Below are 26,848 nucleotides of genomic sequence, written 5' to 3'. Positions count from 1 at the left end.
CTTCCTTCCTGGGGTGGTGGGCGGGGGGCGATGCGCACGTGCCCTCGGCGTCTCCGCCGGGCCGGCGGGCGTTCAGCCGGAGGCGGGGAAGGCGATGGTCTTGACCTCGAGGAAGTCCTCCAGGCCCTCGGTGCCCCACTCGCGTCCGAGACCGCTCTGCTTGTAACCGCCGAACGGCGACTCGACGTCGAACCACTGGGCACCGTTCACGCTGACCGTCCCGGTCCGGAAGCGCCGGGCCAGGGCCATCGCCCGCTCCGGGTTTCCGAAGACGGCGGTCGACAGACCGAAGATCGTGCCGTCGGCGATGCGGACGGCGTCGTCGTCGCCGTCGTAGGGCAGGATCACCAGCGCCGGCCCGAAGATCTCCTCCTGCGCGACGGGGGACTCGGGCGCCACGTCGGTGATGAGCGTGGGTTCGACGAAGTAGCCGCGGTCGAAGCGGTCGGTGGGCTTGCCGCCGAGGACGACGCGGCCGTCGCGGGCGGCGGACTCGTAGTAGCCGAGGATCCTGTCGCGCTGCGCGGCGTTGACGACCGGGCCCATGATGTTCTCCGGGTCGGTCGGGTCGCCCCACTTCACCTGCTCCATGGCCGTCCGGGCGAGGTCGACCGCGGCGTCCAACCCGGCGCGCGGGACCAGGAGCCGGGTCATCTGCGTGCAGCCCTGCCCGGCGTGGGTGCACACCGCGCCCGCCATGGCCGGGACGATCAGCTCCAGGGGCGCGTCGTCGAGGAAGACCGCCGCGCACTTGCCGCCGAGTTCGAGGGTCACCCGCTTGACGGTGCCGGCGGCCGCGGCCATGACCTTGCGCCCGGTGGCGGTCGATCCGGTCAGCGTGACGGCGTCGACGTCGGGGTGGGACGCCAGCAGCTGCGCGACGCCGTTGTCGTTCGTGGTCACCACGTTGAGGACGCCGGGCGGGATGTCGGTGTGCCCGGCGGCGATCTCCCCGATGGCCAGCACGCTCGCGGGCGTGTCGGGCGCCGGTTTGAGGACGACCGTGCAGCCCGCGGCGAGCGCGGCGCTCACCTTGCACAGACTCAGGTAGACGGGATAGTTCCACGGCGTGATGGCCGCGACCACGCCGGCCGCCTCCCGCCGGATGATCCGGTCCGCCGGCATCCCGAAGACGGCCTTGGTGGGGATCGACCGCTCCCACTCGTAGGTGTCCAGGAGCCCGATGTAGTGGTCGATGTAGCCGATCGCCTCCTCGAGCGCGATCCCGGAGGTCTGGCTCACCGGCATGCCGCCCTCCGCCACGAGGAGGGAGCGGAGCGCCTCGACGTTCGCCCGCAGCGCGTCGCGCAGTTGCACGAGGCAGCGGCGCCGCAGGCCGGTGTTCGTCGACCAGTCGGTGCCGTCGAAGGCCCGCCGCGCCGCGCCGATCGCGCGTTCGACGCCGGTGACGCCGGCCTCGGGGACCGCGCCGATGACGGCCTCGGTGGCCGGGTTGAGGTTGTCGAAGGTGCGGCCGTCCGCGGCCGTCACCAGCTCGCCGTTCACGAGCATGCGCTCGCCGAGTGCGTTCACTGCGCGGCTTCCGTTCCGTTCGAGGTGGGGTGGAGGGAGGCGGCCGAGGCGTCCAGGAGAGCGTTCTCGGGGCCGTGCGGGGCGCTCACCGTGCGCGCCCCATCGATTCCAGCGCCGCGTCGGCCGCGTCGAAGACCGTGGCCGCATCGGTTCCGGCGGCCTCGGCCAGCTCCGCGACGATCCGCGTGTCCTTCTGCAGGAGCGGCCCGGCGTGCTCGCCGAGCGTCGCCAGCGAGAACCCCACTCCTGGCAGCAGGCCCGCGCCGAAGCTCGCGCCGGAGCCGTTCGCGAGGACGATGGAGAGCCGGGCCGGGTCCACGTCGATGCTCCGGGCCAGGGCGAACGCGCTTTCGGCGACCGCGAGGTTGGCGGCCAGCAGCAGGTTGTTGACGAGTTTGGCGCGCTGCCCGGAGCCGACGGGGCCGAGGTGGACGACCGGGTCCCCGTAGGTCTGGAAGACCGGGCGGCAGCGTTCCGCCACGGCGTCGTCGCCTCCGACCATCACCAGCAGGCGGCCCGCTTCGGCGGCGGGCCCTCCCCCGCTGACCGGTGCGTCCAGCAGCGCGACGCCTCGGGCCGCGGCCGTCTCGGCGAGCCGCCGGCAGGTGTCCGGATGGACGGTGCTGTGCACCGCGATCGTCCTGCCGGAGCGCATTCCCTCCAGCAGGCCCCCGGGGCCCGCGACGACCTGCTCCACGCCGGCGTCGTCCACCACGCACACGCAGGCGAGGTCGCTGGCGGCCGCCAGGTCCGCGGGAGAGGCGGCGGTCCGGGCGCCGGTGCCGGCGAAGGGCGCGAGGGTCTCGGGCCGGCGGGCCCACAGCGTGACCGGGAACCCGGCCTCGGCGATCCGGCGGGCCATCGGCCCGCCCTGGCTGCCGAGGCCGATGAAACCGACCCGCGGCCCCTGGCCGGACGTCATGTCACCGCTCCCGCGATCTTGAGGTTCAGCAGCTCCTCGTCGCTCAGCCCCAGCTCCCGCAGGACCTCGTCGGTGTGCTCGGCGAACAGCGGGCCGCGCGTGAGCTCCGGGGCCTCCCGGTCGAACTGGACGGGGCTCGCGACGAGCTCCCGGGGCAGGCCTTCCGCGTCGACCACGTCGGCGATCTGCCCGACCGCCCGCAGGGCCGGGTCGTGACCGACCTCGAACGTGTTCTGCACGACCGCCCACTGGCCTTCCATGCCGTCGAAGGCCGCGACCCACTCGTCCTTGGTGCGGCCCTGGATCGCCTCGGCGATGATCTCCGCCGCCTCGGCCGCGTTGGCCATCAGCTTCTCGGCCGAGTCGAACCGTTCGTCGGAGGCGAGTTCCGGACGGCCGAGCCGCTCGGCGAACTCCGGGAAGTACCGGCCGGGCTGGAGCATGGACACCGAGATCCACCGGTCGTCGGCCGTCCGGTACACGGCGGTCAGCGGGTTGCTGGCGCGCGAGGCCACCGGGTCGATCTTGGGCAGGGGCCCGCCGCTCGCGAGCGCCAGGTTCACGCTCATCTGGTTCGCCCACGCGCCGACGCCGAGGAGGGAGATGTCCACGGTCGGCGCGACGCCGGTCCGGTCCCGGGCGAACAGCGCCGCCGCGATCCCGCCGGCGATGGTCATCCCGCCGATGTTGTCGCCGAACGCGCCGCCCGGCTGGTTGACGAGGTACTCGGCACCGGGCGCGGTGGCGGAGTCGGCGGTGCCGGCCCGCGCCCAGAAGGCCGTGGAGTCGTAGCCGCCCTTGTCGGCGTCCGGGCCGCTGTGCCCGAACCCCGAGCCGACCGCGTAGACGATGTTCGGGTTGATCTCGCGGACGGCGTCGGCGTCGATGCCCAGCTTGGCCCTGGCCCTCGGCAGGAAGTTGGTCAGGAAGACGTCGCTGGTCCTGATCAGCTCCTCCAGGACCGGCTTGGCCTCGGGCTTCTCCAGGGCCAGGCCGACGCTGCGCTTGCCGCGGTTGGGACCGTCCATCATCGCCGAGAAGGACGAGCCGTCGGAGCCGACGCCCTGGCTGAAGACCTTGACGATGCCGCGCTGGGCGTCGCCCTTCTCGGCGTGCTCGACCTTGATGACGTCGGCGCCCCAGTCCGCGAGGACGGCTCCGGCGGACGGCACGAAGGTGAACTGGGCGACTTCGAGGACCCGGATGCCCTCCATCGGTTTCACCACGGGACGAGACCTCGGTTTCCTGTCGCTGGGCCGGCCGGGGGCCGGCGCCGACGGGCGGGGAGCGGCGGAGCCGCGTCCGGCCTGCGGGGGATGTGACGCCGGACACACCCTTGTTTCGACAAAACTATAACTATCAAACTGATATCCGACAAGCGTCGCCGGGCCCTCGGCTCAGACGTTGAAGCGGAGCGCGCCGTCGATGCGGATGACCTCTCCGTTGAGGTAGTCGTTGTCGACGATGTGCATCGCCAGCCGCGCGTACTCGTCGGCGTGGCCCATCCGCTTGGGGTTCGGCACGCCCTTGCCCCACTGCTCCTGCGCCACTTCCTCGGTCACGCCGTAGGCGGGCGTGTAGAAGGTGCCGGGCGCGATGGACACCACGCGCACACCGGTCGGCGCCAGATCGCGAGCGGCGGTGAGGGTCAGGCTGATGACGCCGCCCTTCGCCGCGGCGTAGTCGGTCTGGCCGACCTGTCCCTCGTACCCGGCGATCGACGACGTCATGACGACGACCCCGCGCTGGCCGGATTCAAGAGGCTCGTTCCGGGTCATCGCAGCCGCCGTCTGACTGAGCACGTTGTACGTGCCGCCCAGGAACACGTCGGTGGTGCGGCGGAACGTCTCCAACGGATAGAACTCGCCCTTGCGGTTCACGATCCGGCGCGCCGCTGCGGGCCCGCCGTGAACCGCGACCCCGACGCGCAGCACGCCCAGGTCCCGGGCGGCCGCGACCGCCTCGGCCATGGAGTCCTCGCTGGTGACGTCGGTGGCCAGGAAGCGCACCCGGTCGGCCCCGAGCTCGGATTCGAGCGCCTTGCCCTTGTCCTCCGCCAGGTCCGCGATCACGACCTTGACGCCCGTGGCCGCCAGCCGCCGCACGGTGGCGGAGCCGAAACCACCCGCGCCTCCTACGACCAGCGCCGATGCACCTTCGAGGTTCATGCTCTCTCCTTCTGAAGCCTTCTTGAACGCGATGTCGGGATGGACGCCGGAGCGCCTCAGACCGCGGCGGAACCGGACTCCGTGACGAGTGCGACGAGTTCGCGGCGCAGCACCTTGCCGGTCGGGGTCGTCGGGAACTCGTCGACGAACTCCACCTGGTCGGGGGTCTTGGACCCGCGAAGCCGTTCGCGGACCCAGGTCCGCAGCTCGTCCGGACCGACCTCGGTCCCTGGGCGGCGCACGACGAACGCGCCGATCCGCTGGCCCCACTCCAGGTCCGGCACACCGGCGACGACGCATTCGGCGACGGCGGGATGCGCGGCGAGGACGTCCTCGATCTCGGCGGGGGCGATGTTCTCGCCGCCGCGGATGATGGTGTCGTCGGCGCGGCCCTGGACGAAGAGGTAGCCGTCGCGGTCGAGGTGGCCGCGGTCGCGGGTGGGGAACCAGCCGTCGTCGCGGACGCGGGTGCCGGCCTCCAGGTACTCGCCGGCGACCTGGGGTCCGCGCACCAGGATGTCGCCGACGACGTGCGCGGCGCACGGCCGTCCGCCGTCGTCCTCGACGCGGATCTCCACCGACGGCAGCGCCCGTCCCACCGAGCCCAGCCGGGCCCGGACACCGGGATCGGAGCCGCCGGCCGCGGTCCGGTGGTCGTCGGGGGTGAGCACGGCGATCGACGACGCCGTCTCGGTCAACCCGTAGGCGTTGACGAACCCGGTGCCGGGGAAGAGCTTCAGCGCCTCCTGGACGACCTGGGGTGCGATCTTGGCGCCGCCGTAGGACAGGGACTTCAGGCACGCGGGCCCCTGCGTTCCGCGGGCGCGGAGTTCGGTGACGATGCGGGCGAGCATGGTGGGCACGACCATGGCGTGGGTGATCTGCTGGTCCTCGACGACGTCGAGCCATTCGCCGGGGCTGAACCGGTCGAGGTAGACGATGCGGCGGCCGCTGTAGAGGTTCGACAGCGCGTTGGCGACCGCGGCGATGTGGTACGGGGGGACGCTGACCAGGGCCGCGTCGGTGTCGGGCACCGATCCGAACTCCACCGACCCGAACAGGTACGCCGCCAGGTGGCGGTGGCGCAGCACGGCGCTCTTGGGCGCGGCGGTGGTGCCGCTGGTCATCAGCAGCACCGCCACAGCGTCCGCATCCGGTTCCGCCCCCGCCGTGGTGGCGGGTGGCAGGGCCAGGAACTCGTCCAGCCCGATGGTCCGCGCACCGGGGACCCGTTCGGGCGTGTCGGTCACCACGAGCGGGTCGGCGTGCCGGCCCATCACCTCGGCCAACTGCTCGGTGCCGAGCCGGTAGTTGACCGGCAGGGACGGGACCCCCGCCAGGGCCGCGGCGAACAACGCCACCGGGAACCCCGGACCGTTCGGCCCCAGATACACCAGCGGCTCCGCGCCCTTCTCGCGGATCCGGGCGGCGCCGATGGCCGCCCGCTCCCGCAGGCCCGCGCCGGTCAGGCCGGCGGTGCGGTCCCCGAGCAGGACGCGGTCGGCCGTCCCGTCGGCCACCATCTGCAAGACCATCGCGAGGTTCATCGAAGCGGCACCCCCTGCCGTCGCATGCGCGTCAACGACCGTTCCTGACCTGCTTGAAGGGAACGCCCCGGTCCGGGGCGTGCTCGCGCGGCATGCCGAGCACCCGCTCGCCGACGACGTTGCGGGACATCTCGTCGCTGCCGCCGCCGAGGCTGGCGGCCTGGCGCATGAGGAACCCGATGGCCGCCCGCCCCTGGATCCCCTCGTCGTTGCCGACGCCGGTCGCGACGTTCGCCCCCGCGATCTCGACGGCGAGGTCATGGCGCAGGTGGGACGCCTCGGCGGTGAGCAGCCGCAGCATCGAGGCGGCCGTCGGCGGGAGGACTCCCGCCTCGATCGCCCGCGTGACGCGGGCGGACGTCTGCTCCGCCACCTCGTTCAGCGCGAGGTACTCGCCGAGCAGCTCGCGCACCCGCGGGTCGTCAGTCCGGCCCAGCGCCGCCGCGACCTCGACCGGGGTCGCCCCGGGCATGATCGCCGGCTGCCCCCTGCCGGACGTGTAGGGCGAGCCGCCGCCCATGGCGGAGCGTTCGTGGTAGAGCTGCTGGGAGGCGACCCTCCAGCCGTCGCCGACCTCGCCGACGACGGCCGACGCCGGAAGCCGCACGTCGTCGAAGAACTCCTCGCAGAACTCCCGGTTGCCGTTGACCATGCGGATGCGGTTGATCGTGACGCCCGGGGCCCTCGTGGAGACGAGGAACATCGTCAGCCCGTGGTGCTTCGGCACGTCCCAGTCGGTGCGCGCGAGGCACAGCCCCCAGTCGGCCGCGTACGCGGAGGTACTCCAGATCTTGGCGCCGCTGAGGACGAAGTGGTCACCGTCCCGGTCGGCGCGGGTGCGCACGCCGGCCAGGTCGGACCCGCCGCCGGGCTCGGAGAGGAACTGGCACATGATCTCCTCGCCGCGGATGGCCGCGCCGATCCGCTCCCGCTTCTGCTCCTCGGTGCCCATGTCCAGGAGGGTCGGTGCGCAGATGCTGAACGTCGGCGAGTTCAGCAGCAACGGCATCTCGTAGCCTTCGCTCTCCTCGTTGAAGGCCTGCTGATGCGCCGGCGTCAGGCCGAGGCCGCCGTACTCCTTCGGGAAGCAGATGCCTGCGAAGCCCCCGGCGTACAGCTTCTTCTGCAGTTCGCGGGCCCACTGCCATTCGTGGCTGTCGTCTTCGACGATGGGCGCCGGCCCCTGGCCGGCCGTCCGCGGCATGTTCCCGGCCAGCCACGTACGGGCCCGGCCGCGGAAGGACTCGATGCTCTCGATCGTCATGGTTCAGCCCTTCGGCGCGTCACAGGGAGGCGAGGTCGGCGAGGCGGAGGCGGTGGTCCCGAGGGGTTCCGTACACGGCCCGGTCGAGGACCGCCCGCCGCAGGAACAGGTGCAGGTCGTGCTCCCAGGTCACCCCGAGTCCGCCGTGCAGCTGCACGCACTCCTGGAGCATCGGCAGCGACCGCTGCCCCACGAAGGACTTGGCCACACTGACCGACCGGGCCGCGTCGGGCCCGTCCGCCTGGACGGCGGCGGCCGCGGCCTGCGTCGTGGCGTGGCACGCCTCCAGCGAGGTGCGCATGTCGGCGAGCCGGTGCTTGAGCGCCTGGTAGGACGCCAGCGGACGGCCGAACGAGTGCCGATCGAAGGTCCATTGCAGGGTCATGCCGAACGCCCGGTCCAGAACGGCGGTGACCTCCGCGCACTGGATCACCGCGGCGATCTGGAGCTGGCGCTCGATGACCCGCCCGGCCCCCGGCTCGGTTCCCGGCTCGCCGACCAGGGTGCCGGCGCCGACGCGTACGCCGTCGAACCGGACTTCGCTGAACGATCGGGACAGGTCGACCGTCCACTGCGGGGCGATCGACACGCCGTCGGTCTCGGCCGGGATCAGGAACTGGGCGACGCCGTCCGGAGTCGCGGCGGTGATCAGCAGAAGGTCGGCCTGGTCGGCGTCCTGGACCCGGTCCTTGGCCCCGTCGAGGACGAAGCCGCCGTCCACGGGCGTCGCGGTGACGTCCGGTTCCGACGGCGACCATTCCCGGCCGGGCCCGTAGACCGCCCAGGTCGCGATGCTCTCCCCCGCCGCCAGCGCCTCGATCTCCGCGGTGTGATCGGGACCCTGCCCGTGCGCCTCGACCAGACCGGCGAGCACGACGTTGACCGGGAGCAGCGGCCCGGGAGCGACGTCGGCGCCCAGTTCCTCCGCCAGGAGGGCGAGGTCGCGCACTCCTTCACCGGACACGCTCCCGCCCCCGAGTTCCTCGGGGACCAGCGCCGCCGCCCAGCCGAGCTCCGCTCCCCTGCGCCACCAGTCCCGGCTCCAGCGGGGCTCGCCGTCCTTCATCTCCCGGACGCGGTCCAGGGAGTGCTCCTCCTCCAGGAGCCCTCTGGCCGAGGTCCGGAAGAGCTTCTGATCAGGCGAGAGCGCCAGTTCCATCGAGACTCCCTCTCACATCGTCCTCAAGGCGACCGGCGGCGCACGCCTCCCGCGACCCGGGGATCACGACGGGGCGCGGGTGGACCGCCGCTCGGGACACGACCTCACTGAACACGACATTGAAAAGGTTGTCAATCTATCGAATAATAGCTCCGCGGCCCCGGGACGTGCGCGGCATCACCGTCGCCTCGACTACATTCATGGTTGGCGAATGTTAGAACCGTGCAGAGCAAGGAGAAGGTGTGATGCCTCGCGAGCCGATCGCCCCGACGGAGATCTTCAAAGCGCTGGCCGATCCGATCCGGTGGAGCATCATCCAGCAGGTCGCGCAGGAGGAGGAGTTCCCCTGCAGCGTCCTGGAGGACACCCTCCCCGTCTCCAAGCCCACGATCTCCTACCACACCAAGATCCTCACCCAGGCCGGGCTGATCGAGGTGCACAAGCGGGGCCGCAACTACTTCTACTCGCTGCGCCGGGACATCCTGCGCCAGGTGATCGAGCAGCTATGGCCGCTGGCACCCGGCTCGCCCCCCGCCGCGGGCACCGCCGGCGACCCGGTCCGCCGCGCCGCCGCGGACCGGGAGGAGCCGGCCGCCGCGGCCGAGGCGGACTCCGGCGCCCCTCTCATCACCTGGTAGCACCTCACCTGCTTCCGGCCGGGCCTCCGGTAACGTGTCCGCTCTGGCGGCAGAAGGGATCGACGGGTGGCGGCCGACTCCAGCGACGCGGTACTGCTCACCGAGCCGGGACCGGGCGTGCGCATGATCACGCTCAACCGGCCGGGCGTGCGCAACGCGATGACCGAGGAGATGACCCGGGACTGGGACCGGGCCATCGACGCGGTGGCCGCCGACAGGGAGACCCGCGTTCTCGTCGTGACCGGGCAGGGCGGCTGCTTCTCCTCGGGTGCCGACCTGTCCTGGCTCACCCGCGACGAGGCCGAGGACGTCACCATCGACCGGCTGCGGGAGCGCATGCTGCCCTTCTACCGGAGCTGGTTGCGGCCGCGCGACCTCCCGTTCCCCGTCGTCGCCGCCGTCAACGGGCCGGCCGTGGGCGCGGGCGTCTGCCTGGCCCTGGCCTGCGACCTGCGGTTCGCCGGGCCGGACGCGCGGTTCAGTACCCCGTTCGTCTTCCGCGGGACCCACGGCGGGATGGCGGCGACCTGGCTGCTGCCCGAGGCGATCGGGATCACCCGGGCCCGCGACATGCTCTACACCGGACGCGAGGTCCCCCCGGACCAGGCGTTGGACTGGGGGCTCGTGAACGACGTCGCCGACGACGGGCTGGAGCACTCGCTCGCGGTCGCCGCGCGCATCGCCGAAGCCGCACCGATCGCCACGCGGCTGACCAAGAACGGCCTGGAGCGGTCGGCGGTCGGCCTGGAGGCGTCCCTGCAGTGGGAGGCGCTCGCCCAGCCGATCACCCTCACGACCTCGGACCTGCACGAGGGCATCGCCGCCTTCCAGGAGAAAAGGGCGCCGCGGTTCCGCGGCCGGTGACCGGGGCCGGCTCTCAGGCCGCCCGCCGCAGGGCGGCCCCGTCCCCCGACAGCGCGGCGGGGGCGAAGCTGTGGATCACCTCGGCGTCGTCGACGTGCGCGGCCGTGTAGAGGCCCCGGACGCGCCATCCCTCGCTCACGACGACGGCTCCGGTCGTCTTGTCGACGGACAGCTCCTCCAGCAGCGAGGCGGAGGCCGCCGCGTCATGGGACGCGCACCATTCGCGGACGGCCAGTTCGGGAGTGCGCCGGCCGTCGCCGTCCGCCGGGCCGATCGCGCGCAGCCGGCGGAGGTTCTCGGGCTGGGCCTGTGCTCCGGCGTCGAGGCCGCGCGCCGCCGCCCACGCCGCGGGCCCGACGAACTCCCAGTGGCGCGGGTCCATGGCGAGGACGACCCGGAGGCAGCCGACCTCGCCGACGTCGAACGCCGACCGCCATACCGAGTCGGCGGCCCTGTCCAGGACGGACCCGAAGCGCTCCGGCACCTTGGCGTTCATCCTCCGCAGCAGGCGGTAGCCCGTGGAGGCGGCGCCCCGGGACGGCAGCATCGCGTAACCGACACCGCTCACCTTCCCGCCGTCCATGACGAGTTCGTGGGCGCGGCAGTGCACCTGCACCTGGACCCCCACCGCCTGCACGGCCCGCCAGAGACCGGCCCGCAGCGCCTCGCGCGAACGGTCGGCCCGGGACGAGATCAGCCTGCGTCTGACGGGAACGTCCTGGTCGAGGAGCAGAACGCGGGCCCCGGCCTTCGCTGACACGACCGCGGAGGCGAGCCCGCTCATGCCGGACCCGATCACCACCACATCGACACGCCCGCTCGGCCCCATCGGCCAACCTCCTCGCAGCGCCCTCCTCCGGGGCCGGTCGTCCCCGGAGGCCTTGGTCGGCGTGCTCAGACTAAGAAGCCACGTTGACGCGCGTCAACAGTTCCCGCGGTTGTTGACGCCCCGTGATCCGGCGCTGCCGGACCGGCGGCTAGGTCGTCTCTCCGAGCAGCACCGCGAACGCCTCCTTCTCGAGGACGGGCCCGTCCTCCGGAGACGCCGGACCTCCGTAGGCCTGTGCGAGCGCGTACCGGAAGGGCCGCATCGCGGCGGGGACGTCGCTTCGGACCGTCGTCAGCCGGGGCGACACGACCTGCCCGACGTCGGCGCCCTCCAGGCCGATCACCCCCACGTCGCCCGGTACCGCCAGCCCGAGCCGGCGGGCGGCGAAGAGCAGGGCGAGCGCCACCTTGTCGTTGTAGCAGGCGACCCCGAACGGCGGCCGGCGCACCTCGAGGAGTGTTTTCAACGCTCGCTGCGCCCCCTCGGGCTCGATGGGCACGTGGATGTCGACGGAGGGGGCCATGCCTTCGGCCGCGCAGAACTCGGCGACGCTCGCCGCGCGCGCACGCGCGTACGAGTCATCGCGTTCGTCCGCCAGGAAGGCGTAGGCGATCTGCGTGTATCCGCGAGAGCGGAGGTGATCGGCCTGGAGGAAGCCGAGCCACTTGTTCACGTCGAAGGGCGGCGTCTCCGGCGGGAGCACCGGGCAGCCCGCCTGCTCGACGAACTCCAGGTCGGCACGGGTGAGTCCGCCGAGGTTGAGCACTCCCGCGGGCCGGAGGGTCTCGAGCAGGTGCCGCAGCCGGTCGGTCCCCGTTCCCCCCGGCCGGGGCACGCTGAAGTGGACGACCGCGGTGAAGCCGAGCTTCTCGATGTCGACGGAGAGCGTCTCGACGACGTCCTGGAGGCGGATGAAGGTCACGTTCGGGACGACCACGACGATGAAGTCGCTCCTGCCCAGCGCCAGGGCCCGTCCCGCCGCGGACCGGACGTAGCCGAGCGCGGCGGCGGCGCGGCGGACGCGCTCGACGGTGTCGGTGTTGAACCGCTCGACCTGGCCGTTCAGCACGTGGCTCACCGTCGCCCGGGAGACTCCGGCGAGCTTGGCGACGTCGACGCTGGTCGCCGGCCGGGAGCCCGGCCGGCCGGCCGGGCTCCTGCCCTCCGCTTGCCTGGGCACTCTCGTCTCCCGCTCTCTCGAAGGCGTGTCCCCGGGCCGGGGCTGGGGCTGGGCCCACTCACCGTACGGCAGACCGGGGCGCCGGATCGCGTGGCACGGCACCTGGATATTAGAGTTCGACATGTTTAGTTCTTTAGAATTATATTGGAGCCAGCATCGCCCCGGCGGTGCCCTTCACCGCCGGGACTCGAACGTGACAGTGAGGTGGTCCCGTGCCCGAAGCCGTGATCGTCAGTGCCGTGCGGACTCCCATCGGCACCGCCTTCAAGGGGACCCTCTCGGAGACGCCCGCGGAGGACCTGGCGACCCATGTCCTCCGGGAGGCCGTGCGCCGGTCCGGGCTCGCACCGGGCCGGTTCGACGACGTCGCCTTCGGCGAGGTGATGTACGGCGGCGGCGACCTGGCCCGCTACGCCGCGGTCGCCGCGGGAATGACCCACGTGCCCGGCGTCGCGGTACAGCGGCACTGCGCCAGCGGCCTCGCCGCGATCGGCATGGCCGCGGCGAGCATCCGGGCGGGCATGGACCGCGCCGTCGTGGCGGGCGGCGTCCAGTCGAGCTCCACCGGCCCCTCCCTGACCTGGCGGATCCCGGGGAGCGACGGCTCCGAGCAGCGCATCGCCCCGACGTTCCCGCACACCGACGAGGCCACGGACGACGTGTCGCTGAGCGTCGGCTGGAACGTCGCCCAGCGGTACGGGCTCACCCGGGAGCAGATGGACGCCTGGGCGCTGCGCTCGCATCAGCGGGCCGTCGCCGCCACCGGGTCGGGTGCGTTCGCCGACGAGATCGTCCCCATCAAGGTGACCCGCCGGGACGGTTCCGTGGTGGAGTTCGCGGCGGACGAGCACCCCCGCTCCAACACCTCTGCCGAGAAGCTCGCGTCGCTGGCACCGCTGCACCCGGAGATCGACGGCTTCTCGATCACGGCGGGCAGCGCCAGCGGGATGAACGACGGCGCGGCCGCTCTGGCGATCGTCGCCGACGACCTCGCGCGCGCGGAGGATCTGCCGGAACTCGCGGTCGTGCGCGCCTGGACGGCGGTCGGGGTCCAGCCCGCGTACACCGGCGTCGGCGCAATCGACGCCGCGACCAAGGTCCTCGAACGGGCCGGCCTGCGGGCCTCCGAGATCGACCTGTGGGAGATCAACGAGGCGTTCGCCTCCGTCCCGGTGGCGGCCTGCGAGGTGCTCGGCCTCGGCGAGGACCGGGTCAACGTCCACGGCAGCGGCTGCAGCCTCGGCCATCCGATCGGCGCGACGGGCGCGCGCATGGTGACCACGCTCGTCCACGAGCTGCGCCGGCGCGGCGGCGGATTCGGCCTGGCGACCATGTGCGCCGGCGGCGGCCAGGGCGGCGCCGTCGTCATCGAGGTCCCCTGACCGACCGGCGCCCCGCGCATGTCAGCGATCACCAGGAGGACCGGATGACGACGGAACGCACGCATGCCGACCGGCGCGCGTTGGTGACCGGCGCCGGCCAGGGCGTGGGACGGGCCATCGCATGCGAGCTCGCCCGCCGGGGCGCCCACGTCGTCGTCAACGACCTCTCCCACGAGCGAGCCGAGCAGGTGGCCGCCGAGATCGCGGAGGACGGCGGCCGGGCGACGGCGGCGGCGTTCGACGTCACCGACTGGGCCGCGGTCCGGCGTGCGGCGGAGACGTCCGGCCCGGTCGGCATCCTCGTCAACAACGCCGGCAACGCGGGCCGGACGTCGGGCATGACGAGGGACGACCTCACGCCGTTCGTCGAAACGGCGCCGGCCGACTGGGAGGGTTTCCTGCGGGTGAACCTGTACGGGGTGATGCATGCCGTGCGGGCGTTCCTGCCCGGCATGATCGACGCGTCATGGGGCCGGGTCGTGACCCTGATCTCCGATGCCGGGCGAGTGGGAGAGCCGACCCTGGCGGCCTATTCGGCGGCCAAGGCGGGCGCCGCGGGGTTCAGCCGGGCGGTCGCCCGCGAGGTCGGCCGCCACGGTGTCACCGTCAACTGCGTGTCCCTGGGGACGATCGGACCCGAGGACGCTCCGGCCGACGATCCCGAACGCGCCCGGGCCCTCGGCCGGTACGTCGTGCGCCGCACCGGCAGGCCGAGCGAGGCCGCCGCGCTGGTGGCCTTCCTGACCGGTCCGCAGGCCGGCTGGGTGACGGGGCAGACCTATCCCCTCAACGGCGGTTACGCCTTCTCCCACTGACCGGCCGGGGCGGTGTCACCGCCCGCTGTGCTCGTTCCGTTCGATGGCCTCGCCGCAGCGCGGCGAGGCCATCTCCGGTGCCGCCCCCTCAGGACGCGTGCGACGCCTCGTACAGGCGGCGCCATTCGTGCTTGGAGCGCGTGGTGGTGTCGACGTCCGGTGACAGGGCGCGCAGCGCGCCGACCGTCGCCTGCTCCTTCGGGATGTCCTTGAAGGCGTCCCAGCCGAAGAAGCGGCAGGTGTTCTGGTACGTGATCATGTTGATCTCGTGGTCGGGGACGCCCGCCTCGTTCATCTCGCCGAGCACGAACTCGGGAGCGTTGGGCCAGATGGTGTCCGAGTGCGGGTAGTCGCACTCCCAGGCGATGTTCTCGATGCCGATGTCGTGCCGGACCTTCAGCGCGGTGGGGTCGGTGACGTAGCAGGCGAGCGAGTGCTCGCGGAAGATGTCGCTGGGCAGCTTCCCGCCGAAGTCGTGCCCCAGCCAGCGCTGGTTGGTGTAGTGCCGGTCGCAGCGGTCCAGGTAGAACGGGATCCAGCCGATCCCCGCCTCCGACCACGCGATCTTCAGGTCCGGGTACCGGGTCATGGCCCCGCCCCACAGCAGGTCCTGGGCCGCGAACGTGGACACCTGCGTCGCCAGGATGATCATGTTGTCGATCGGGGCGTCCGGGGCGCCGTTGATGGCGGCGAAGCCCTGCCCGATGTGCAGGCACATGACGACGCCGGTCTCGGACGCGGCGCGGAAGAACGGGCCCCAGTACTCCAGGTCGTGGTAGCTGGGCAGGCCCTGCAGGTGGGGCAGCTCGGGCATGGAGACGGCCCGGACGCCCTTGGCCGCGACGCGCCGCACCTCCCCGGCGAGCTCCTCCGGGTTCCACACCGGCCCGAGCGCGATCGGGACGAACCGTCCGGGATAGGCCGCCGCCCACTCGTCGATGTGCCAGTCGTTGTAGGCCTTCAGCATGATCAGCGCGAGGTCCTTGTCGTCGGCCTCCTGGAAGAACCGCGCGCTGAAGCCGGCGAACGAGGGGAAGCACATCGAGGCGAGGATGCCGTTGCGGTTCATGTCCCGCACGCGCTCGTGGATGTCGTAGCTGCCGGGCCGCATCTCGGCGAAGGTGGAGGGGTTCATCCCCCACTCCTCCTTGGGCCAGCCCACGACGGCGTTGAGGCTGGTGGAGACGCTGGGGACGCCCTGGAACCACCAGTTCTCGTAGCCGTTCTCGTCCACGATCGACTTCGGCGCCTGGTCCCGGTACTTGGCGGGCACGTGGGCGTCGAACATGTCGGGCGGCTCGATGACGTGGTCGTCGATGCTGACCAGGATCATGTCGTCGACGTTCATCCCGATTCCCTTCCGTCGAATGCTGTGCGGGTGTGTCGTGTCGCCCGGTGCGGCCGGGCTGCGCGCGCCGTCACCAGGTGGAGATCTCGGGGATCACCTTGGCGGCGAACGCCTCCAGCGGGGTGATCGCTCCGACGTCCGGCACGACGGTGAAGACCGTGGTGAAGCCGAGCCCGTGCAGCCGCCGGAGTTCCTCCAGCAGCCGGTCGGGGTCCGCGGGGGCCTCCGCCGGGTTCGGCAGGACGGCGGTCCGCTCGATCTCGTCCGGGTCGCGTCCGATCTCCGCGCAGTGCTCGCGCAGCCGGTCCGCCTTCTGCCCGGCGTCGGTTCCTCCGTGGACGTTGAAGGCGTCGGCGTACCGCGCGGCCAGCCGCAATGTCCTCCGTTCGCCTCCCCCGCCGATCAGGATCCCCGGCCGGGGCCGGCGAAGAGGCTGCGGCGAGTTGAGCGTGCTCGCGAGCCGGTGGTGCTCACCGGCGTAGGCGTCCTCGCCGGGCCCCCACATCCGGTCGCAGATCTGGACGGTCTCCTCCAGCTGCGCGAAGCGTTCGGCGAGGGCGCCGAACGGCAGCCCGAGGCCGGTCGCCTCCTGCTCGTTCCAGCCCGCGCCGATGCCGAGCCAGGCGCGGCCCCCGGTCAGCACGTCCAGCGTCGTCACGATCTTCGCGAGCAGGCCGGGCGGGCGGTAGGTCGCGGCGGTGACGAGCGTCTGCAGTTCGATCGACCGCGTCTGCCCGGCCAGGTACCCGAGGGTCGTGTAGGCCTCCAGCATCGGCTCGTCCTGCTCGCCGAGCATGCTGATCTGCCACACGTGGTCGGTCAGGCTGAGGCGGGCGAACCCGGCCTCCTCGGCCGTCCGGGCGACGCGGGCGAGCGCCGGCGCCATCCGGGCGGGCGGGCCGAGGCTCGAGTAGTCGTTGATGTGCAGTGCGAGTCTCATCCGCCGCTCCGAACCACTGCTTCTCCGCCAGTCGACGTTAACTGTTCATACATTTAAGCACATCGAACCATTCGGCGGAGCGGCGCGGTCTCAGAGGCCCACCGCGGCGAAGGCGTCGTGATCGGCGGCGGCGGTTCCGAGCCGATGCTGGAGGACGCTCGTCATGGCCGGGGCCACCTTCAGCGTGATGCTCCAGAGATAGAAGCCGTGGATGATGCCCCGGCGGACGCCCTCCCGCGCCTCGTCCCACGAAGGAGCCTCGACGCCTCCGGCGCGGAGCCTGTCCAGGTAGTGCCGCAGCAGGTCGTCCTCCGTTCTGCGCCGGTCCTCGACGCTGAGCGTGGACGCGATGTGGTAGCCGACGTCGATGTACCAGGGCCCCCGCTGGACCAGCTGCCAGTCCAGGAAGGCGGGCCGTCCGTCTCCGTCGAGGTAGAGGTTGCCGACATGGGGGTCTCCGTGGATGACCGCCCACGGTGCCGCGCCGGGCGTCTGCTCCGCGAGCGCCTGGTAGACGGCGAAGAGCCGCTCGGGATCGCGGACCTCGCTCGGCACCCCGGCGCCGATCTCGCTCTCGAAGTTGCCGCGGATCTCCTTGATGCCCCGCGCCCTCATGTAGGAGTCGAGCCGCGACGTCAGCCAGCCGGCCGTGCTGAGGGCCGGCTCGGCCCAGGTCGCGGCGTGCAGCTTGGCGAGTTCCGTGAGGCTCTCGGCCGTCAGGTCCGGCGTGTAGTCGCTGGTCGCGTCGAGGAACGTGCCCCCCTGCGCGACGACGTCCTCGGTGATGACCACACCGTGCCGGGTCTCCGGGGAGATGTCCGCGTACAGGCTGCGCAGCGTGCGCACGCCGCTCTTGGCCGCCAGGTGGCGGTAGAAGGACACCTCGTACACCCCGGACGCGCGGGCCGGCCAGCCCGCGTCCGTGAAGTAGCCCTTCCCGCACAGGTCGGAGGGCAGGCCTGGCGGGAGCCCGCCCTCGCCCTCGATGTGGAACCGCGCGTTCGTCGACAGGCGGCTGACCACGGGACCGGGCGTGACGCGGGAGATGCGGACGCCGGGGAAGCGGGCACCGAGCGCCCGGGTGAGCCACTCCGGCGACAGGAGTTCGTCCAGGGTGTCGGGGACCGGCGGCGACTGCTCGTGCGTTGACGTCATGATGCCTCTTTCGGGGGTGGGAAGGTCGTCGTCCCGGCGCGGCCGGCCGGCACGGTCAGCCGCCGCGGGCCTCGACCATGGCCTTGCGGCTGACCTTGGTCGCCTCGCTGCGCGGGACGGCCTCGACGACCTCGACCGTCTTCGGCACCTTGTAGGCGGCCAGCCGGCCCTTGGCGTAGGCGATGATCTCCTCTGCGGTGGGCGGCGCGGCGTGGTCGGCGGGTTCGAGGACGGCGTGCACCCGGCGGCCCCATTCGGGGTCGCGCAGCCCGATGACCACCACGTCGGCGATCTTCGGATGGTCGATGAGCGCCGCCTCCACCTCGGCCGGGAACACGTTCGCGCCGCCGGTGATGATCAGGTCCACCGCCCGGTCCTTCAGGTACAGGTATCCCTCGCCGTCGAGGTACCCCATGTCGCCGGCGCTCTGGAACCCGTCGGCGGTGGCGGCGGCCCGGGGCGCGTCGCCGAGATAGGTGTAGTCACCGCCGACGGACGACCGCAGGTACACCGTGCCGATCTCCCCCGGAGGCAGTTCGCGGCCGTTCCCGTCGAGGATGCGGATGTCGGTGTCGCGGAAGGGGCGTCCGACGCTGCCCTCGTGCGTCATCCACTCGTCGCCGCGCAGGGCGGTGAGGCCGAACCCCTCCGTCATGCCGTACGCCATGAAGACGCGTTCCGCGCCGACCAGATCCGCCCAGCGGTGCACCAGCGACGGCGGCATCGGCGCGGCGCCCTGCAGGAACCATTGGACGCTGGACAGATCCCGCCGCTCGATGTCCGGGACGTCGGCGATGCGCTTCAGCATCGTCGGCGTCGCGGTGAACGTCGACACCCGGTACCGCTCGATGACGTCCACCACGCGCGCCGCGTCGAACTTCTCCAGAATGACGAGCCGGTCGCCTCCCAGCAGGTTCATCAGCGTGGAGAAGCCGTTGGTGTGGTAGAGCGGCGCCAGCACCATGATGGTCTCGGGGCGCGGAACCGGCGCCCAGGACTGGGCGAACGGTGCCGTCGCCGCCTCCCTGTAGATCCCGGGTTCGCCGGGGAGGATCACCTTCGGCGTGCCCGTCGAGCCGCTGCTGCAGATGCCGTAGCGCTGCGGCGCGACCGCGTCCGGAAGGTCGGGCACCGGGTCGGCGGCCGTGGCCCGGATCCACGGGATGTCGGAGACGTCCAGGTGGACCTTCGGGTCGACGACGTCCCGCAGCCGGGACAGCTCCCAGTCCGGCAGGTCCCACCGCACCGGTACGGGCACCGCTCCGAGCTTCCACGCGGCGAACGCGCCGATGACGAACTCGGGGGTGTTGCGCAGGCTCAGCGCGAGCCGGTCGCCCAGGGCCAGCCCGCGCGCCGCCAGGGCGGCGGCCAGCCGGCTCGACCGGTCGTGCAGCTCGCGCCAGGTGAACGCCGGCTCCCCTCCGTCGAGGAGGACGAAACGGAGGGCGAGGTCGTCCGGATGTTCGTCGGCCAGTTCGGCGAGGCGCCTGCCGTAGCTCTTCTCGGGGCTGTTCATGAACCGCCTTCCAGGGTCGTCCCGGATCACCGGCCGTCCGGACGCGGGCGGGCCGGCGCCGCCCGCGGTGGGCCGGCAGAGGCGCCGATGTCGATATCGACGTCGAGGTTAGTATGCAGCGGCGATCCGCTTCGCACCAGAGGGAACTCGTCCCGCGTGCCGCGCGAGCCCGGCGCCCGGGGCGGCGGCGAGCGCTCCAGGATTGACGATAATTTGATGGTTACCCTAATATCAAATGGTCGTTATCGACTGCCCCGGACGTGTGCGACGAGCCGACGGACGGCTCGCCGCCGATGATCGGGTCGTCCGAAAGGTGGAAGGTGATGGACGCCGACGTCGCCCTGCTGCTCGTCCGCGCGGTGCTGGGGATCACGATGATCGCCCACGGAGCCAACCACTGGCTGGGCGGCGGCCGTATCGAGGGCACCGGCCGCTGGTTCGGCGGCCTCGGCCTGCGGCACGGGCGCCTGCAGGCCTGGATGAGCGTGGTCACCGAGATCGGCGCCGGGGCCCTGATCGTGGCCGGACTGCTCACGCCGCTTGCGTGCGCGGCCGTCATCTCGGTGATGCTGGTCGCCGGCCTCCTCGCCCATCGTCCCAACGGGTTCTTCGTCTTCAAGGACGGCTACGAGTACGTCCTCGTGCTCGCCGTGGTCTCGCTCGCGCTGGCCATGCTCGGTCCGGGCGAGGTGTCGGTCGACGACGCGGCCGGCATCGACGTGACGGGCTGGGCCGGCGGCGGCATCGCCCTCGGGGTGGCCGTGGTCGCGACGGCAGGGCTGCTGGCGACGTTCTGGCGGCCGAAGCTCAAGTGAGGGGAACGCGCATGGACCAGATTCTCTACAAGGCCGCCGACGGCGTCGCGGTCATCACGCTGAACCGTCCCGAGGCCGCCAACGCCCAGACCATGGAACTGCTGGACGACCTGGATGCGGCCTGGCGCCGGGCCGCCGACGACGAGGACGTCCGGGTCATCGTGCTGAACGCGAACGGGAAGCACTTCTCGGCCGGCCACGACCTGAAGAGCGGCGGTCCGGCACCCGCGAAGATCACCCTTGAGTCGATCTATGCCACCGAGGCGCGGCGGTACCTGGAGTACACGCTGCGGTGGCGCAACGTCCCGAAGCCGTCGATCGCGGCGGTGCAGGGCAAGTGCATCGCCGGCGGGCTGATGCTGTGCTGGCCGTGCGACCTGATCGTCGCGGCGGAGAACGCCGAGTTCTCCGACCCGGTCGTGCACATGGGCATCGGGGGCGTGGAGTACCACGGCCACACCTGGGAGCTCGGCCCGCGCAAGGCCAAGGAGATCCTCTTCACCGGCCGGGGCATCACCGCCGAGGAGGCCGAGAAGGTCGGCATGGTGAACAAGGTCGTGCCACTGGACGACCTGGAGACCTCGGCGATGGAACTCGCCGCGCAGATCGCGCAGATGCACCCGTTCGCGCTGCGGCAGGCCAAGCGCGCCGTCAACCAGACCCTCGACGTGCAGGGCTTCTACGCGGCGATCCAGTCCGTGTTCGACATCCATGAGACCGGGCACGGCAACGCCCTCAGCGTCGACGGCTACCCCGTCCTGATGAAGCTCGACGGCATGAAGGAGCGCCTCAAGCGCCAGTGAGCCGACTCCGGCCGCATTGTCACGCCTGGTCCCGCTCGCGAGAGGCGCTGGACGGCCCGCGCCGGTTCGCCGACGAGTTCATCGGCGAACCGGCGTCCTCGTGATGGGTCAGGTGCCCTGCGGGAAGCCGAGGTCGAGGCCGCCGTGGCCGTGGTCCGGCCAGCGGGTGGTGACCACCTTGCCTCGCGTGAAGAAGTGCACTCCCTCGGTACCGTGCGCGTGCGTGTCACCGAACAGCGAGCTCTTCCAGCCACCGAAGCTGTAGTAGGCCATGGGCACCGGGATCGGCACGTTGACGCCGACCATCCCGATCTCCACCTCGTTCTGGAAGCGCCTCGCGGCACCGCCGTCGTTGGTGAAGATCGCGGCGCCGTTGCCGTAGGGGTTCGCGTTGATCAGCGCGACGGCCTCGTCGTAGGAGTCCACCCGCACCACCGAGAGCACCGGCCCGAAGATCTCCTCGGTGTAGATCGACATGTCGGTGCCCACGTGGTCGAACAGCGTCGGGCCGACGAAGAATCCGCCCTCGGTGCCCTCCGCCGGGTCCGCGTCGAAGTCCGCACGGCGCCCGTCCACGACCAGCTCCGCTCCCTCGGACTCCCCCGCCTCGATGTAGCGGGCGACCCGTTCCCGGGCGTCCCGGGTCACCAGCGGACCCATGTCGCAGCCGCGCCGGCCGTCGCCGGTGCGCAGGCCGCGGGCCCGGTCGGCGATCTTCTCGACCAGGGCGTCCGCGCATCCGCCGACCGCGACGAGCGCGGAGATCGCCATGCACCGCTCCCCCGCCGAGCCGAAGCCCGCGTTGACGGCCTGGTCCGCGGCCAGGTCGAGGTCGGCGTCCGGCAGCACCACCATGTGGTTCTTCGCTCCGCCGAGCGCCTGCACGCGCTTGTCGTGCGCCGTCGCGGTCCGGTAGACGTACCGGGCGATCGGAGTCGAGCCGACGAAGCTGACCGCCTTGACGTCCGGGTGCGTGAGCAGGCCGTCCACGGCGGCCTTGTCTCCGTGCAGGACGTTGAACACGCCGTCCGGCAGGCCGGCCTCCCGCCACAGCGCGGCCATCCACAGCGCCGCGGAGGGCACCTTCTCCGACGGCTTGAGCACGACCGTGTTGCCGGCCGCGATCGCTATCGGGAAGAACCACATCGGCACCATGGCCGGGAAGTTGAACGGGCTGATGATCGCCACCGGCCCCAGCGGCTGACGCACCGAATGCACGTCCACGGAGGTGGAGGCGTTCTCGGTCGCGTAGCCCTTGAGCAGGTGCGGCATGCCGCAGGCGAACTCCACGACGTCCCGTCCGCGCGCGACCTCCCCTGCCGCGTCGGAGAGGACCTTGCCGTGCTCGGCGGTGATCAGCGCGGCCAGCTCATCGGTCCGTGCGTTGAGCAGTTCGCGAAAGCGGAACAGGATCTCGGTGCGCTTGGCCAGCGAGGTGTCCCGCCAGGCGGGGAACGCGGCCTTCGCCGCGGCCACCGCCGCCTCGACGTCCGCGTCCGACGCCAGCGGGACGCGGCCCGTGACCGCGCCGGTCGCCGGATCGGTGACATCGCCGAACCGTCCGCCGGTGCCCGGGTGAGCGGCGCCCCCGATCCAGTGGACGGCCTCGGACGGCCCGTCACCGGCACGAGGCCGTGCGGCACCGTCCAATGTGTACGTCATGAATTCCTTGCCTCTCACCTGGGTGATGACGGCCGCCTCACGCGACGGGGCGGCCCGCTTCGGAGAGCTTGGTGATCGCGTGCACCGGGCAGTCGAGGATGGCCCGCTTCACGCCGTCCTCCTCATGGGCGGGCACCTCGCCGGAACCCGCCAGCGACGCGTAGCCCCACTCGTCGATCGAGAACGACTCCGGGGCATGGACGCCGCATACGCCGAAGCCGTCGCACAGCGTCCTGTCGAGCTTGATTCTCACCATGCCGTTCCTCTCACGAACCGTGCCCCGCCGGCTCCAGCGCGACGAAGGGCGGGTCGGGGCGCACGTCACCGGCGGCACAGGGGTCGCACCGGCCGTCGAGGTGGACGGCGACCGTCTCGGGGAACTCCCGCAGGAGCGCCGCCGCCACGTTCGCGGCACCGTCGAGGGTTCCGCACGCGCCCCGGCCGCGCAGACCGGTCGACCAGCCGCGCAACCGCTCCAGGTCCGCGGCGGAGGCCTTGTGGTCGCGAAGCGAGTCCAGTACGGCGCTCATGGCGGCGGTCCCGTTGAAGCACGATCCGCACTGGCCGGCGTTCTCCCTGGCGAAGTACGCCATGACCGCCGCGGAGGTGGCGACGGGACAGTCGTCCCGATCCAGCACCGCCACGGCACCGCACCCGAGACCGCTTCCGAGCTCGGCGAACGCGTCGTACTCGAGCGGCACGTCCAGCGCGCCCTTGCCGAGGACCCCCGCGAAGTAGCCGCCCATCAGGAAGCCCCGCACCGAGGCGACGTCCTCACCGGCCCAGGTCAGGACGTCTCGCAACGTCGTCCCGAACGGGATCTCGTGGAGACCGATGCCGCCGGGGGACGTCAGGGTCATCAGGAAGGTTCCGGGGCTCCTCTCCGTGCCCAGTGCGCGATATCCGGAGGCGCCCAGCCTCTGCACCCATGGCAGGTTGGCCAGCGTCTCGACGTTGCCGACCAGCGTCGGCCTGCCGTCCACGCCCTCCTCGAAGGGGCGCGGGGGCTTGTCCGTGGGGACGGCCGGCCCTCCGTTGATGGCCTGGACGACGGCCGTCTCCTCGCCGGCGACGTAGGCCGGTTCGACCTGGGTGACGGAGACGCCGATGGCGAACGCCGGGTCCCGGCACACTTCTTCCAGCGCCCGTTCGATGCTCTGCCGGCTCTGGGAGTCGGACACGTAGACGTGCGCGTCCCTCGTCCCGGCGCCCAGGGCGGCGAGCCGCAGGCCGTCGAGGACGAGATGCGGCCGGTGCCGCATGAGCCACCGGTCCTTGACCGAGGCGGGCTCGCCTTCCTCGCCGTTGGCCACCACGACGGGCACCGCGCCGTGCTCCCGCACGGTCCGGAGCTTGCGTCCGGTGGGAAACGCCGCGCCGCCCCGGCCCCGCAGCCCCGATGCCTCGACCTCGCGGACGAAGGCCTCGAGGTCGTCGAGCGGACGGTAGCCGCCGCCGGACCTGTACGCGCCGATGTCCTCGGCTCCCGCGCCGGAGGAGAGCAGCCGAGGGTCGATGCCCGGGTAGGCGGTCCCGATCCGCGCGCCGGCTGACTTGTTCATCCGCATCCCCGCTCAGCCCGTGACGACGATCTCGTCGCCCCGGATGTGCACCGGGTACGTGCGGATGCTCCACTCGGGCTTCACGGCCGTCGTGCCCGTCGCCAGCTCGAACCCCCACTGGTGCCAGGGGCAGTAGATGAACTCGCCGTCCCGGACCTCCGCCGCTCCCCCGGGGTTGCCGTCGTCGACGACGACCTGCCCGTGCGTGCGGCCCTGGCACAGCGGGCCGCCCTCGTGCGGGCAGTAGTTCGCGATGGCGTAGTACCTGCCGCCGACGTTATAGACCCCGACGCCGTGCCGCCCGATCGGCACGATCCTGCGCTCGCCCGGGCGGATCTCCCCCACGGTCGCGACGACGTGCTCGCGGCCCCGCGCGAGGCGGGTGGGACGTTCGGCGGCCGGCTCGGCCGTCATCAGAAGACCCGCTTCCGCCCCGCGAGCGCGGGCACCTCGCTCGGCAGGTGGAACAGGTCGACCGCGTTCCGGAACATGATCTTCTCGCGCATCCGCTCGGGGACGTGCTTGACGATGTACGCCGGGTCGTCGAACGTCCAGTGCGGGTAGTCGGAGGAGAAGAGGAGCAGCCTGTCGGCCTCCATCCACTCCATCGCGTTGGTCAGCTCGAGCTTGTCCTCGGGGTAGTCCAGCGGCTGGGTGGTGAACCAGATGTGGTCCTTCACGTACTCCGACGGCTTCCGCTTGAGCCCGTTCTCCGGTCCCTGCGCCTTGTACATGGCGTCCATCCGCCACATGAGCGGCAGGATCCAGCTGAAGGCGTGCTCGATCAGGACGATCTTCAGGTTCGGGAACCGGTCGAACACGCCGTCGAAGATCAGGCTCATGATCTGGTTCGCCGCCAGCATCGAGTAGCTGACCATCAGGTCGTGGTTGTAGGTCATGAACCCGACCGGCGACATCGGCAGCTCGTTGAACCGGCCGCGGCCGAGGTGGCAGGCGACCGGGATGCCGTGCCGCGACGCCGCCTGCCAGACCGGGTCGTACCGCGGGTCGCCCCACGCGGGACGCATCTCGGCGTTGATGAGCACCTGGCAGAAGCGCGGGTGCCCGGCCCAGTGCTCGATCTCCCGGGCCGCCGCCTCCGGCGCCTCGATGGCCGCGACGATCGAGCCGTAGAACCGCTGGTGCCAGTTGTTCACCGGGTCCAGCCAGCAGGCGTCCTGCCAGCGGTTGGTCGCGACGGCGAGCGCGTGGACCTCCTCCTCCGTCTGGCCGTCGGAGCCGTTCGTCGGGCCGAGGATCGCGATGTCCGAGCCGGCGTCCATGATCAGCTGCCGGAACGTCAGGTTCGGGTCGGAGCCGGCGAAGTTCCCGTCCTCGGGGAAGGAGTCGGTGCGCATCGCGTAGGCGTGGGCGTAGTCCGGCGCGTCGTAGTAGATCATCTCGCCCGCCCGCTCGGAGCGCTGCGCGAACAGGCGGCGGAACGGCTCCGGGACGAACGGCGCGAGCTCCCCTCGCCTGGGCACCGGGTGGACGTCGCAGTCGACCACCCTGACCTGGTCCTTCTCGGTGGCTGCGGTGCGGTTCTCGTGCTGAAGTTCGATCGTCATGACGTGCTCCTTTCGCTGCGGGCGGCCGGTGGGGGTCAGGCGGGAACGAGCCGGTCGATGCCGAAGAGCCCGGCCGCGGTGCCTCCCAGGACCTTCGCGCGCTGCCCCGCGCTCCACCCCGAGGGCAGGTCCTCCGGGGACACGGTCTGCCAGTCCGGATAGCTCGAACCGAACATGACCATGTCTTCCTTGCCGGTCATGCGCAGCCACTCCGAGGCGTACTCGGCCTCCCCCGGGCCGTCGAGCATGCTGTGCACGAAGTAGATGTGGTCGCGCAGATAGTCGCTGGGCATCCTCGGAGCCCACGGGGTCTGCTCCAGGTGGGGCCGCCCGAAGGTGTCCATGCGCCACATGAAGGGCGTGACCATGTCCCCCGCGCCGTCGGCCCAGATCACCTTCAGGTCCGGGAACTCCTGGAACACCCCCTCGGCGATCATGTTGAGCAGGTGCCAGATGTAGGTCATGGGCTGATAGGCCGCATGGTGCGAGTACGTCCTGGTGGGGCCGGACGGCGTCGGCGGGTGGGTGATGCCGACGCCCATCTCCAGATGGACGGCCACCGGCATCCCGGCGTCGCACGCGGCCCGCCACAGGGGCTTGAAATAGGACCTGCCGTAGGGCGCCTGCGTCTGCACCGGCAGCCCGATCTGGACCATCCGCGGGTGGTCGCGCCATCTCTCGATCTCGCGGACCGCGCCCTCGACGTCGTTGGGATTGACGCGGACGGTGCCCCGGAACCGGTCGGCGTACGGACCCGATTCGAGCCACCTTTCGGCGAGCATCTGGTTCGTGGCGGCGAAGAGCGCCGTGCCGAGGTGCCAGTCGGGCAGGGTCCCGGCGACCGACATCGGGTGCAGGACCGCGTAGTCGAAGCCGCGCTCGTCCAGGACCTGGCGTCCGACCAGTTCGGGATCGGAGCCGGGGTGCGAGCCGTCGGCGCCGGTCGTGCCCTCGGCGTACTTGGGGCCGGGCCGCGAGTACCACGCGACGTCCGGGTCCGGGAACCCCCTGCTCCTGAACGGCTCGCGCAGGTGGCCGCGCAGGTCGGCGCCGTCCTTGAAGAAGACGTGCACGCTGGCGTCGATCTTCGGAGAGGTCTGCGAGGTCATCGGTGGGTCATCCCGTTCTCCTCGGATGGATCAAACAATTGCTCCGGTCACGGGCCCTCGCCGCCACCT

25 protein-coding genes are annotated in these 26,848 nt (G+C 71.7%); 6 read left to right on the top strand and 19 right to left on the bottom strand.

Annotated features, from left to right (window positions below; genetic code table 11):
• Positions 1-72: 72 nt before the first annotated feature.
• The 7 genes from ABD296_RS02980 to ABD296_RS02950 form a co-directional block, all read right to left on the bottom strand.
• Positions 73-1,533 carry an aldehyde dehydrogenase family protein gene (locus ABD296_RS02980; protein WP_344261095.1) on the bottom strand — a complete coding sequence of 487 codons (1,461 nt, stop codon included), beginning with the start codon at positions 1,531-1,533 and terminating at the stop codon, positions 73-75.
• Between the two features lie 85 nt (positions 1,534-1,618).
• Positions 1,619-2,455 carry an NAD(P)-dependent oxidoreductase gene (locus tag ABD296_RS02975; RefSeq protein WP_344261092.1) on the bottom strand — a complete coding sequence of 279 codons (837 nt, stop codon included), beginning with the start codon at positions 2,453-2,455 and terminating at the stop codon, positions 1,619-1,621.
• Positions 2,452-3,669, bottom strand: a complete 1,218-nt coding sequence (locus ABD296_RS02970; RefSeq protein ID WP_344261405.1) for a CaiB/BaiF CoA transferase family protein — start codon at positions 3,667-3,669, stop codon at positions 2,452-2,454. The genes ABD296_RS02975 and ABD296_RS02970 overlap by 4 nt, the downstream gene beginning before the upstream one ends.
• 183 nt (positions 3,670-3,852) lie before the next feature.
• Entirely contained in the window at positions 3,853-4,623 is a 771-nt protein-coding gene (locus ABD296_RS02965) for an SDR family NAD(P)-dependent oxidoreductase (RefSeq protein WP_344261090.1), read from the bottom strand.
• Between the two features lie 56 nt (positions 4,624-4,679).
• On the bottom strand, positions 4,680-6,170 hold the full coding sequence (locus ABD296_RS02960; protein WP_344261088.1) for a class I adenylate-forming enzyme family protein: 1,491 nt from the start codon (positions 6,168-6,170) through the stop codon (positions 4,680-4,682).
• Between the two features lie 31 nt (positions 6,171-6,201).
• On the bottom strand, positions 6,202-7,434 hold the full coding sequence (locus tag ABD296_RS02955) for an acyl-CoA dehydrogenase family protein (RefSeq protein WP_344261086.1): 1,233 nt from the start codon (positions 7,432-7,434) through the stop codon (positions 6,202-6,204).
• A gap of 19 nt (positions 7,435-7,453) precedes the next feature.
• Positions 7,454-8,593 carry an acyl-CoA dehydrogenase family protein gene (locus ABD296_RS02950; RefSeq protein ID WP_344261084.1) on the bottom strand — a complete coding sequence of 380 codons (1,140 nt, stop codon included), beginning with the start codon at positions 8,591-8,593 and terminating at the stop codon, positions 7,454-7,456.
• Between the two features lie 245 nt (positions 8,594-8,838).
• Here ABD296_RS02950 and ABD296_RS02945 point away from each other — a divergent pair, with 245 nt between their 5' ends.
• Both ABD296_RS02945 and ABD296_RS02940 read left to right on the top strand, forming a co-directional pair.
• The gene (locus ABD296_RS02945; RefSeq protein WP_344261082.1) at positions 8,839-9,231 is read left to right on the top strand and encodes an ArsR/SmtB family transcription factor; all 393 of its coding nucleotides are present in this window, start codon (positions 8,839-8,841) and stop codon (positions 9,229-9,231) included.
• Between the two features lie 66 nt (positions 9,232-9,297).
• Positions 9,298-10,095, top strand: coding sequence for an enoyl-CoA hydratase/isomerase family protein (locus tag ABD296_RS02940; protein ID WP_344261080.1), 798 nt, complete (start codon positions 9,298-9,300; stop codon positions 10,093-10,095).
• A gap of 13 nt (positions 10,096-10,108) precedes the next feature.
• Here the strand turns inward: ABD296_RS02940 and ABD296_RS02935 are convergent, their stop codons facing one another.
• A complete protein-coding gene (locus ABD296_RS02935; protein WP_344261077.1) occupies positions 10,109-10,924 on the bottom strand; it encodes an FAD-binding protein in 816 nt (271 codons plus the stop codon).
• Between the two features lie 148 nt (positions 10,925-11,072).
• Positions 11,073-12,104 (bottom strand): LacI family DNA-binding transcriptional regulator, encoded by a 1,032-nt coding sequence (locus ABD296_RS02930; protein WP_344261075.1) that lies wholly within the window; start codon positions 12,102-12,104, stop codon positions 11,073-11,075.
• A gap of 212 nt (positions 12,105-12,316) precedes the next feature.
• Here ABD296_RS02930 and ABD296_RS02925 point away from each other — a divergent pair, with 212 nt between their 5' ends.
• Both ABD296_RS02925 and ABD296_RS02920 read left to right on the top strand, forming a co-directional pair.
• Positions 12,317-13,486, top strand: coding sequence for a thiolase family protein (locus ABD296_RS02925; protein WP_344261073.1), 1,170 nt, complete (start codon positions 12,317-12,319; stop codon positions 13,484-13,486).
• Between the two features lie 44 nt (positions 13,487-13,530).
• On the top strand, positions 13,531-14,301 hold the full coding sequence (locus ABD296_RS02920) for an SDR family NAD(P)-dependent oxidoreductase (protein WP_344261071.1): 771 nt from the start codon (positions 13,531-13,533) through the stop codon (positions 14,299-14,301).
• A gap of 88 nt (positions 14,302-14,389) precedes the next feature.
• On the opposite strand, the gene ABD296_RS02915 is transcribed toward ABD296_RS02920, so the two are convergent.
• The 4 genes from ABD296_RS02915 to ABD296_RS02900 all read right to left on the bottom strand — a co-directional run bounded on the left by ABD296_RS02915 (position 14,390) and on the right by ABD296_RS02900 (position 19,260).
• Positions 14,390-15,649: an amidohydrolase family protein gene (locus ABD296_RS02915; protein ID WP_344261069.1), complete on the bottom strand. Its 1,260-nt coding sequence runs from the start codon at positions 15,647-15,649 to the stop codon at positions 14,390-14,392.
• Positions 15,650-15,719: 70 nt separating this feature from the next.
• Positions 15,720-16,589: an LLM class F420-dependent oxidoreductase gene (locus ABD296_RS02910; protein ID WP_344261067.1), complete on the bottom strand. Its 870-nt coding sequence runs from the start codon at positions 16,587-16,589 to the stop codon at positions 15,720-15,722.
• 90 nt (positions 16,590-16,679) lie between these two features.
• On the bottom strand, positions 16,680-17,744 hold the full coding sequence (locus ABD296_RS02905; RefSeq protein WP_344261065.1) for a phosphotransferase: 1,065 nt from the start codon (positions 17,742-17,744) through the stop codon (positions 16,680-16,682).
• Between the two features lie 55 nt (positions 17,745-17,799).
• Positions 17,800-19,260, bottom strand: a complete 1,461-nt coding sequence (locus ABD296_RS02900) for a class I adenylate-forming enzyme family protein (protein WP_344261063.1) — start codon at positions 19,258-19,260, stop codon at positions 17,800-17,802.
• Positions 19,261-19,583: 323 nt separating this feature from the next.
• On the opposite strand from ABD296_RS02900, the gene ABD296_RS02895 reads away from it, so the two are divergent.
• Positions 19,584-20,075, top strand: coding sequence for a DoxX family protein (locus tag ABD296_RS02895; protein WP_344261061.1), 492 nt, complete (start codon positions 19,584-19,586; stop codon positions 20,073-20,075).
• Between the two features lie 11 nt (positions 20,076-20,086).
• Positions 20,087-20,878, top strand: coding sequence for an enoyl-CoA hydratase (locus tag ABD296_RS02890; protein ID WP_344261059.1), 792 nt, complete (start codon positions 20,087-20,089; stop codon positions 20,876-20,878).
• Positions 20,879-20,986: 108 nt separating this feature from the next.
• Here ABD296_RS02890 and ABD296_RS02885 read toward each other — a convergent pair whose 3' ends face one another.
• From ABD296_RS02885 to ABD296_RS02860, 6 genes are read right to left on the bottom strand one after another with little or no spacing between them, the layout of a single operon-like run.
• Complete coding sequence (locus ABD296_RS02885; protein WP_344261057.1) at positions 20,987-22,540, bottom strand: CoA-acylating methylmalonate-semialdehyde dehydrogenase; 1,554 nt, start codon at positions 22,538-22,540, stop codon at positions 20,987-20,989.
• A 37-nt stretch (positions 22,541-22,577) separates the two neighbouring features.
• The gene (locus ABD296_RS02880) at positions 22,578-22,796 is read right to left on the bottom strand and encodes a ferredoxin (protein ID WP_344261054.1); all 219 of its coding nucleotides are present in this window, start codon (positions 22,794-22,796) and stop codon (positions 22,578-22,580) included.
• 10 nt (positions 22,797-22,806) lie between these two features.
• Positions 22,807-24,102, bottom strand: coding sequence for an NADH-ubiquinone oxidoreductase-F iron-sulfur binding region domain-containing protein (locus tag ABD296_RS02875; RefSeq protein ID WP_344261052.1), 1,296 nt, complete (start codon positions 24,100-24,102; stop codon positions 22,807-22,809).
• Between the two features lie 12 nt (positions 24,103-24,114).
• On the bottom strand, positions 24,115-24,516 hold the full coding sequence (locus ABD296_RS02870; RefSeq protein ID WP_344261050.1) for a Rieske (2Fe-2S) protein: 402 nt from the start codon (positions 24,514-24,516) through the stop codon (positions 24,115-24,117).
• Complete coding sequence (locus ABD296_RS02865) at positions 24,516-25,670, bottom strand: amidohydrolase family protein (protein WP_344261047.1); 1,155 nt, start codon at positions 25,668-25,670, stop codon at positions 24,516-24,518. The genes ABD296_RS02870 and ABD296_RS02865 overlap by 1 nt, the downstream gene beginning before the upstream one ends.
• Positions 25,671-25,705: 35 nt before the next feature.
• Complete coding sequence (locus tag ABD296_RS02860) at positions 25,706-26,779, bottom strand: amidohydrolase family protein (RefSeq protein ID WP_344261045.1); 1,074 nt, start codon at positions 26,777-26,779, stop codon at positions 25,706-25,708.
• Positions 26,780-26,848 lie beyond the last annotated feature (69 nt).

It is taken from the genome of Actinomadura napierensis (genome assembly GCF_039529375.1).
Lineage (GTDB): Bacteria > Actinomycetota > Actinomycetes > Streptosporangiales > Streptosporangiaceae > Spirillospora > Spirillospora napierensis.
The sequence above is the reverse complement of the archived record's forward strand: the minus strand, read 5'-3'. Positions and strand labels throughout refer to the sequence as shown.

Coding starts and splice junctions, on each gene's coding strand:
- ABD296_RS02880 (WP_344261054.1), bottom strand. CDS start 22,796: ATGGTGAGAATCAAGCTCGACAGGACGCTGTGCGACGGCTTCGGCGTA.
- ABD296_RS02860 (WP_344261045.1), bottom strand. CDS start 26,779: ATGACCTCGCAGACCTCTCCGAAGATCGACGCCAGCGTGCACGTCTTC.
- ABD296_RS02935 (WP_344261077.1), bottom strand. CDS start 10,924: ATGGGGCCGAGCGGGCGTGTCGATGTGGTGGTGATCGGGTCCGGCATG.
- ABD296_RS02865 (WP_344261047.1), bottom strand. CDS start 25,670: ATGACGATCGAACTTCAGCACGAGAACCGCACCGCAGCCACCGAGAAG.
- ABD296_RS02900 (WP_344261063.1), bottom strand. CDS start 19,260: ATGAACAGCCCCGAGAAGAGCTACGGCAGGCGCCTCGCCGAACTGGCC.
- ABD296_RS02915 (WP_344261069.1), bottom strand. CDS start 15,649: ATGAACGTCGACGACATGATCCTGGTCAGCATCGACGACCACGTCATC.
- ABD296_RS02875 (WP_344261052.1), bottom strand. CDS start 24,102: ATGAACAAGTCAGCCGGCGCGCGGATCGGGACCGCCTACCCGGGCATC.
- ABD296_RS02955 (WP_344261086.1), bottom strand. CDS start 7,434: ATGACGATCGAGAGCATCGAGTCCTTCCGCGGCCGGGCCCGTACGTGG.
- ABD296_RS02920 (WP_344261071.1), top strand. CDS start 13,531: ATGACGACGGAACGCACGCATGCCGACCGGCGCGCGTTGGTGACCGGC.
- ABD296_RS02975 (WP_344261092.1), bottom strand. CDS start 2,455: ATGACGTCCGGCCAGGGGCCGCGGGTCGGTTTCATCGGCCTCGGCAGC.
- ABD296_RS02885 (WP_344261057.1), bottom strand. CDS start 22,540: ATGACGTACACATTGGACGGTGCCGCACGGCCTCGTGCCGGTGACGGG.
- ABD296_RS02910 (WP_344261067.1), bottom strand. CDS start 16,589: ATGAGACTCGCACTGCACATCAACGACTACTCGAGCCTCGGCCCGCCC.
- ABD296_RS02960 (WP_344261088.1), bottom strand. CDS start 6,170: ATGAACCTCGCGATGGTCTTGCAGATGGTGGCCGACGGGACGGCCGAC.
- ABD296_RS02950 (WP_344261084.1), bottom strand. CDS start 8,593: ATGGAACTGGCGCTCTCGCCTGATCAGAAGCTCTTCCGGACCTCGGCC.
- ABD296_RS02970 (WP_344261405.1), bottom strand. CDS start 3,669: ATGGAGGGCATCCGGGTCCTCGAAGTCGCCCAGTTCACCTTCGTGCCG.
- ABD296_RS02870 (WP_344261050.1), bottom strand. CDS start 24,516: ATGACGGCCGAGCCGGCCGCCGAACGTCCCACCCGCCTCGCGCGGGGC.
- ABD296_RS02905 (WP_344261065.1), bottom strand. CDS start 17,744: ATGACGTCAACGCACGAGCAGTCGCCGCCGGTCCCCGACACCCTGGAC.
- ABD296_RS02965 (WP_344261090.1), bottom strand. CDS start 4,623: ATGAACCTCGAAGGTGCATCGGCGCTGGTCGTAGGAGGCGCGGGTGGT.
- ABD296_RS02895 (WP_344261061.1), top strand. CDS start 19,584: ATGGACGCCGACGTCGCCCTGCTGCTCGTCCGCGCGGTGCTGGGGATC.
- ABD296_RS02945 (WP_344261082.1), top strand. CDS start 8,839: ATGCCTCGCGAGCCGATCGCCCCGACGGAGATCTTCAAAGCGCTGGCC.
- ABD296_RS02890 (WP_344261059.1), top strand. CDS start 20,087: ATGGACCAGATTCTCTACAAGGCCGCCGACGGCGTCGCGGTCATCACG.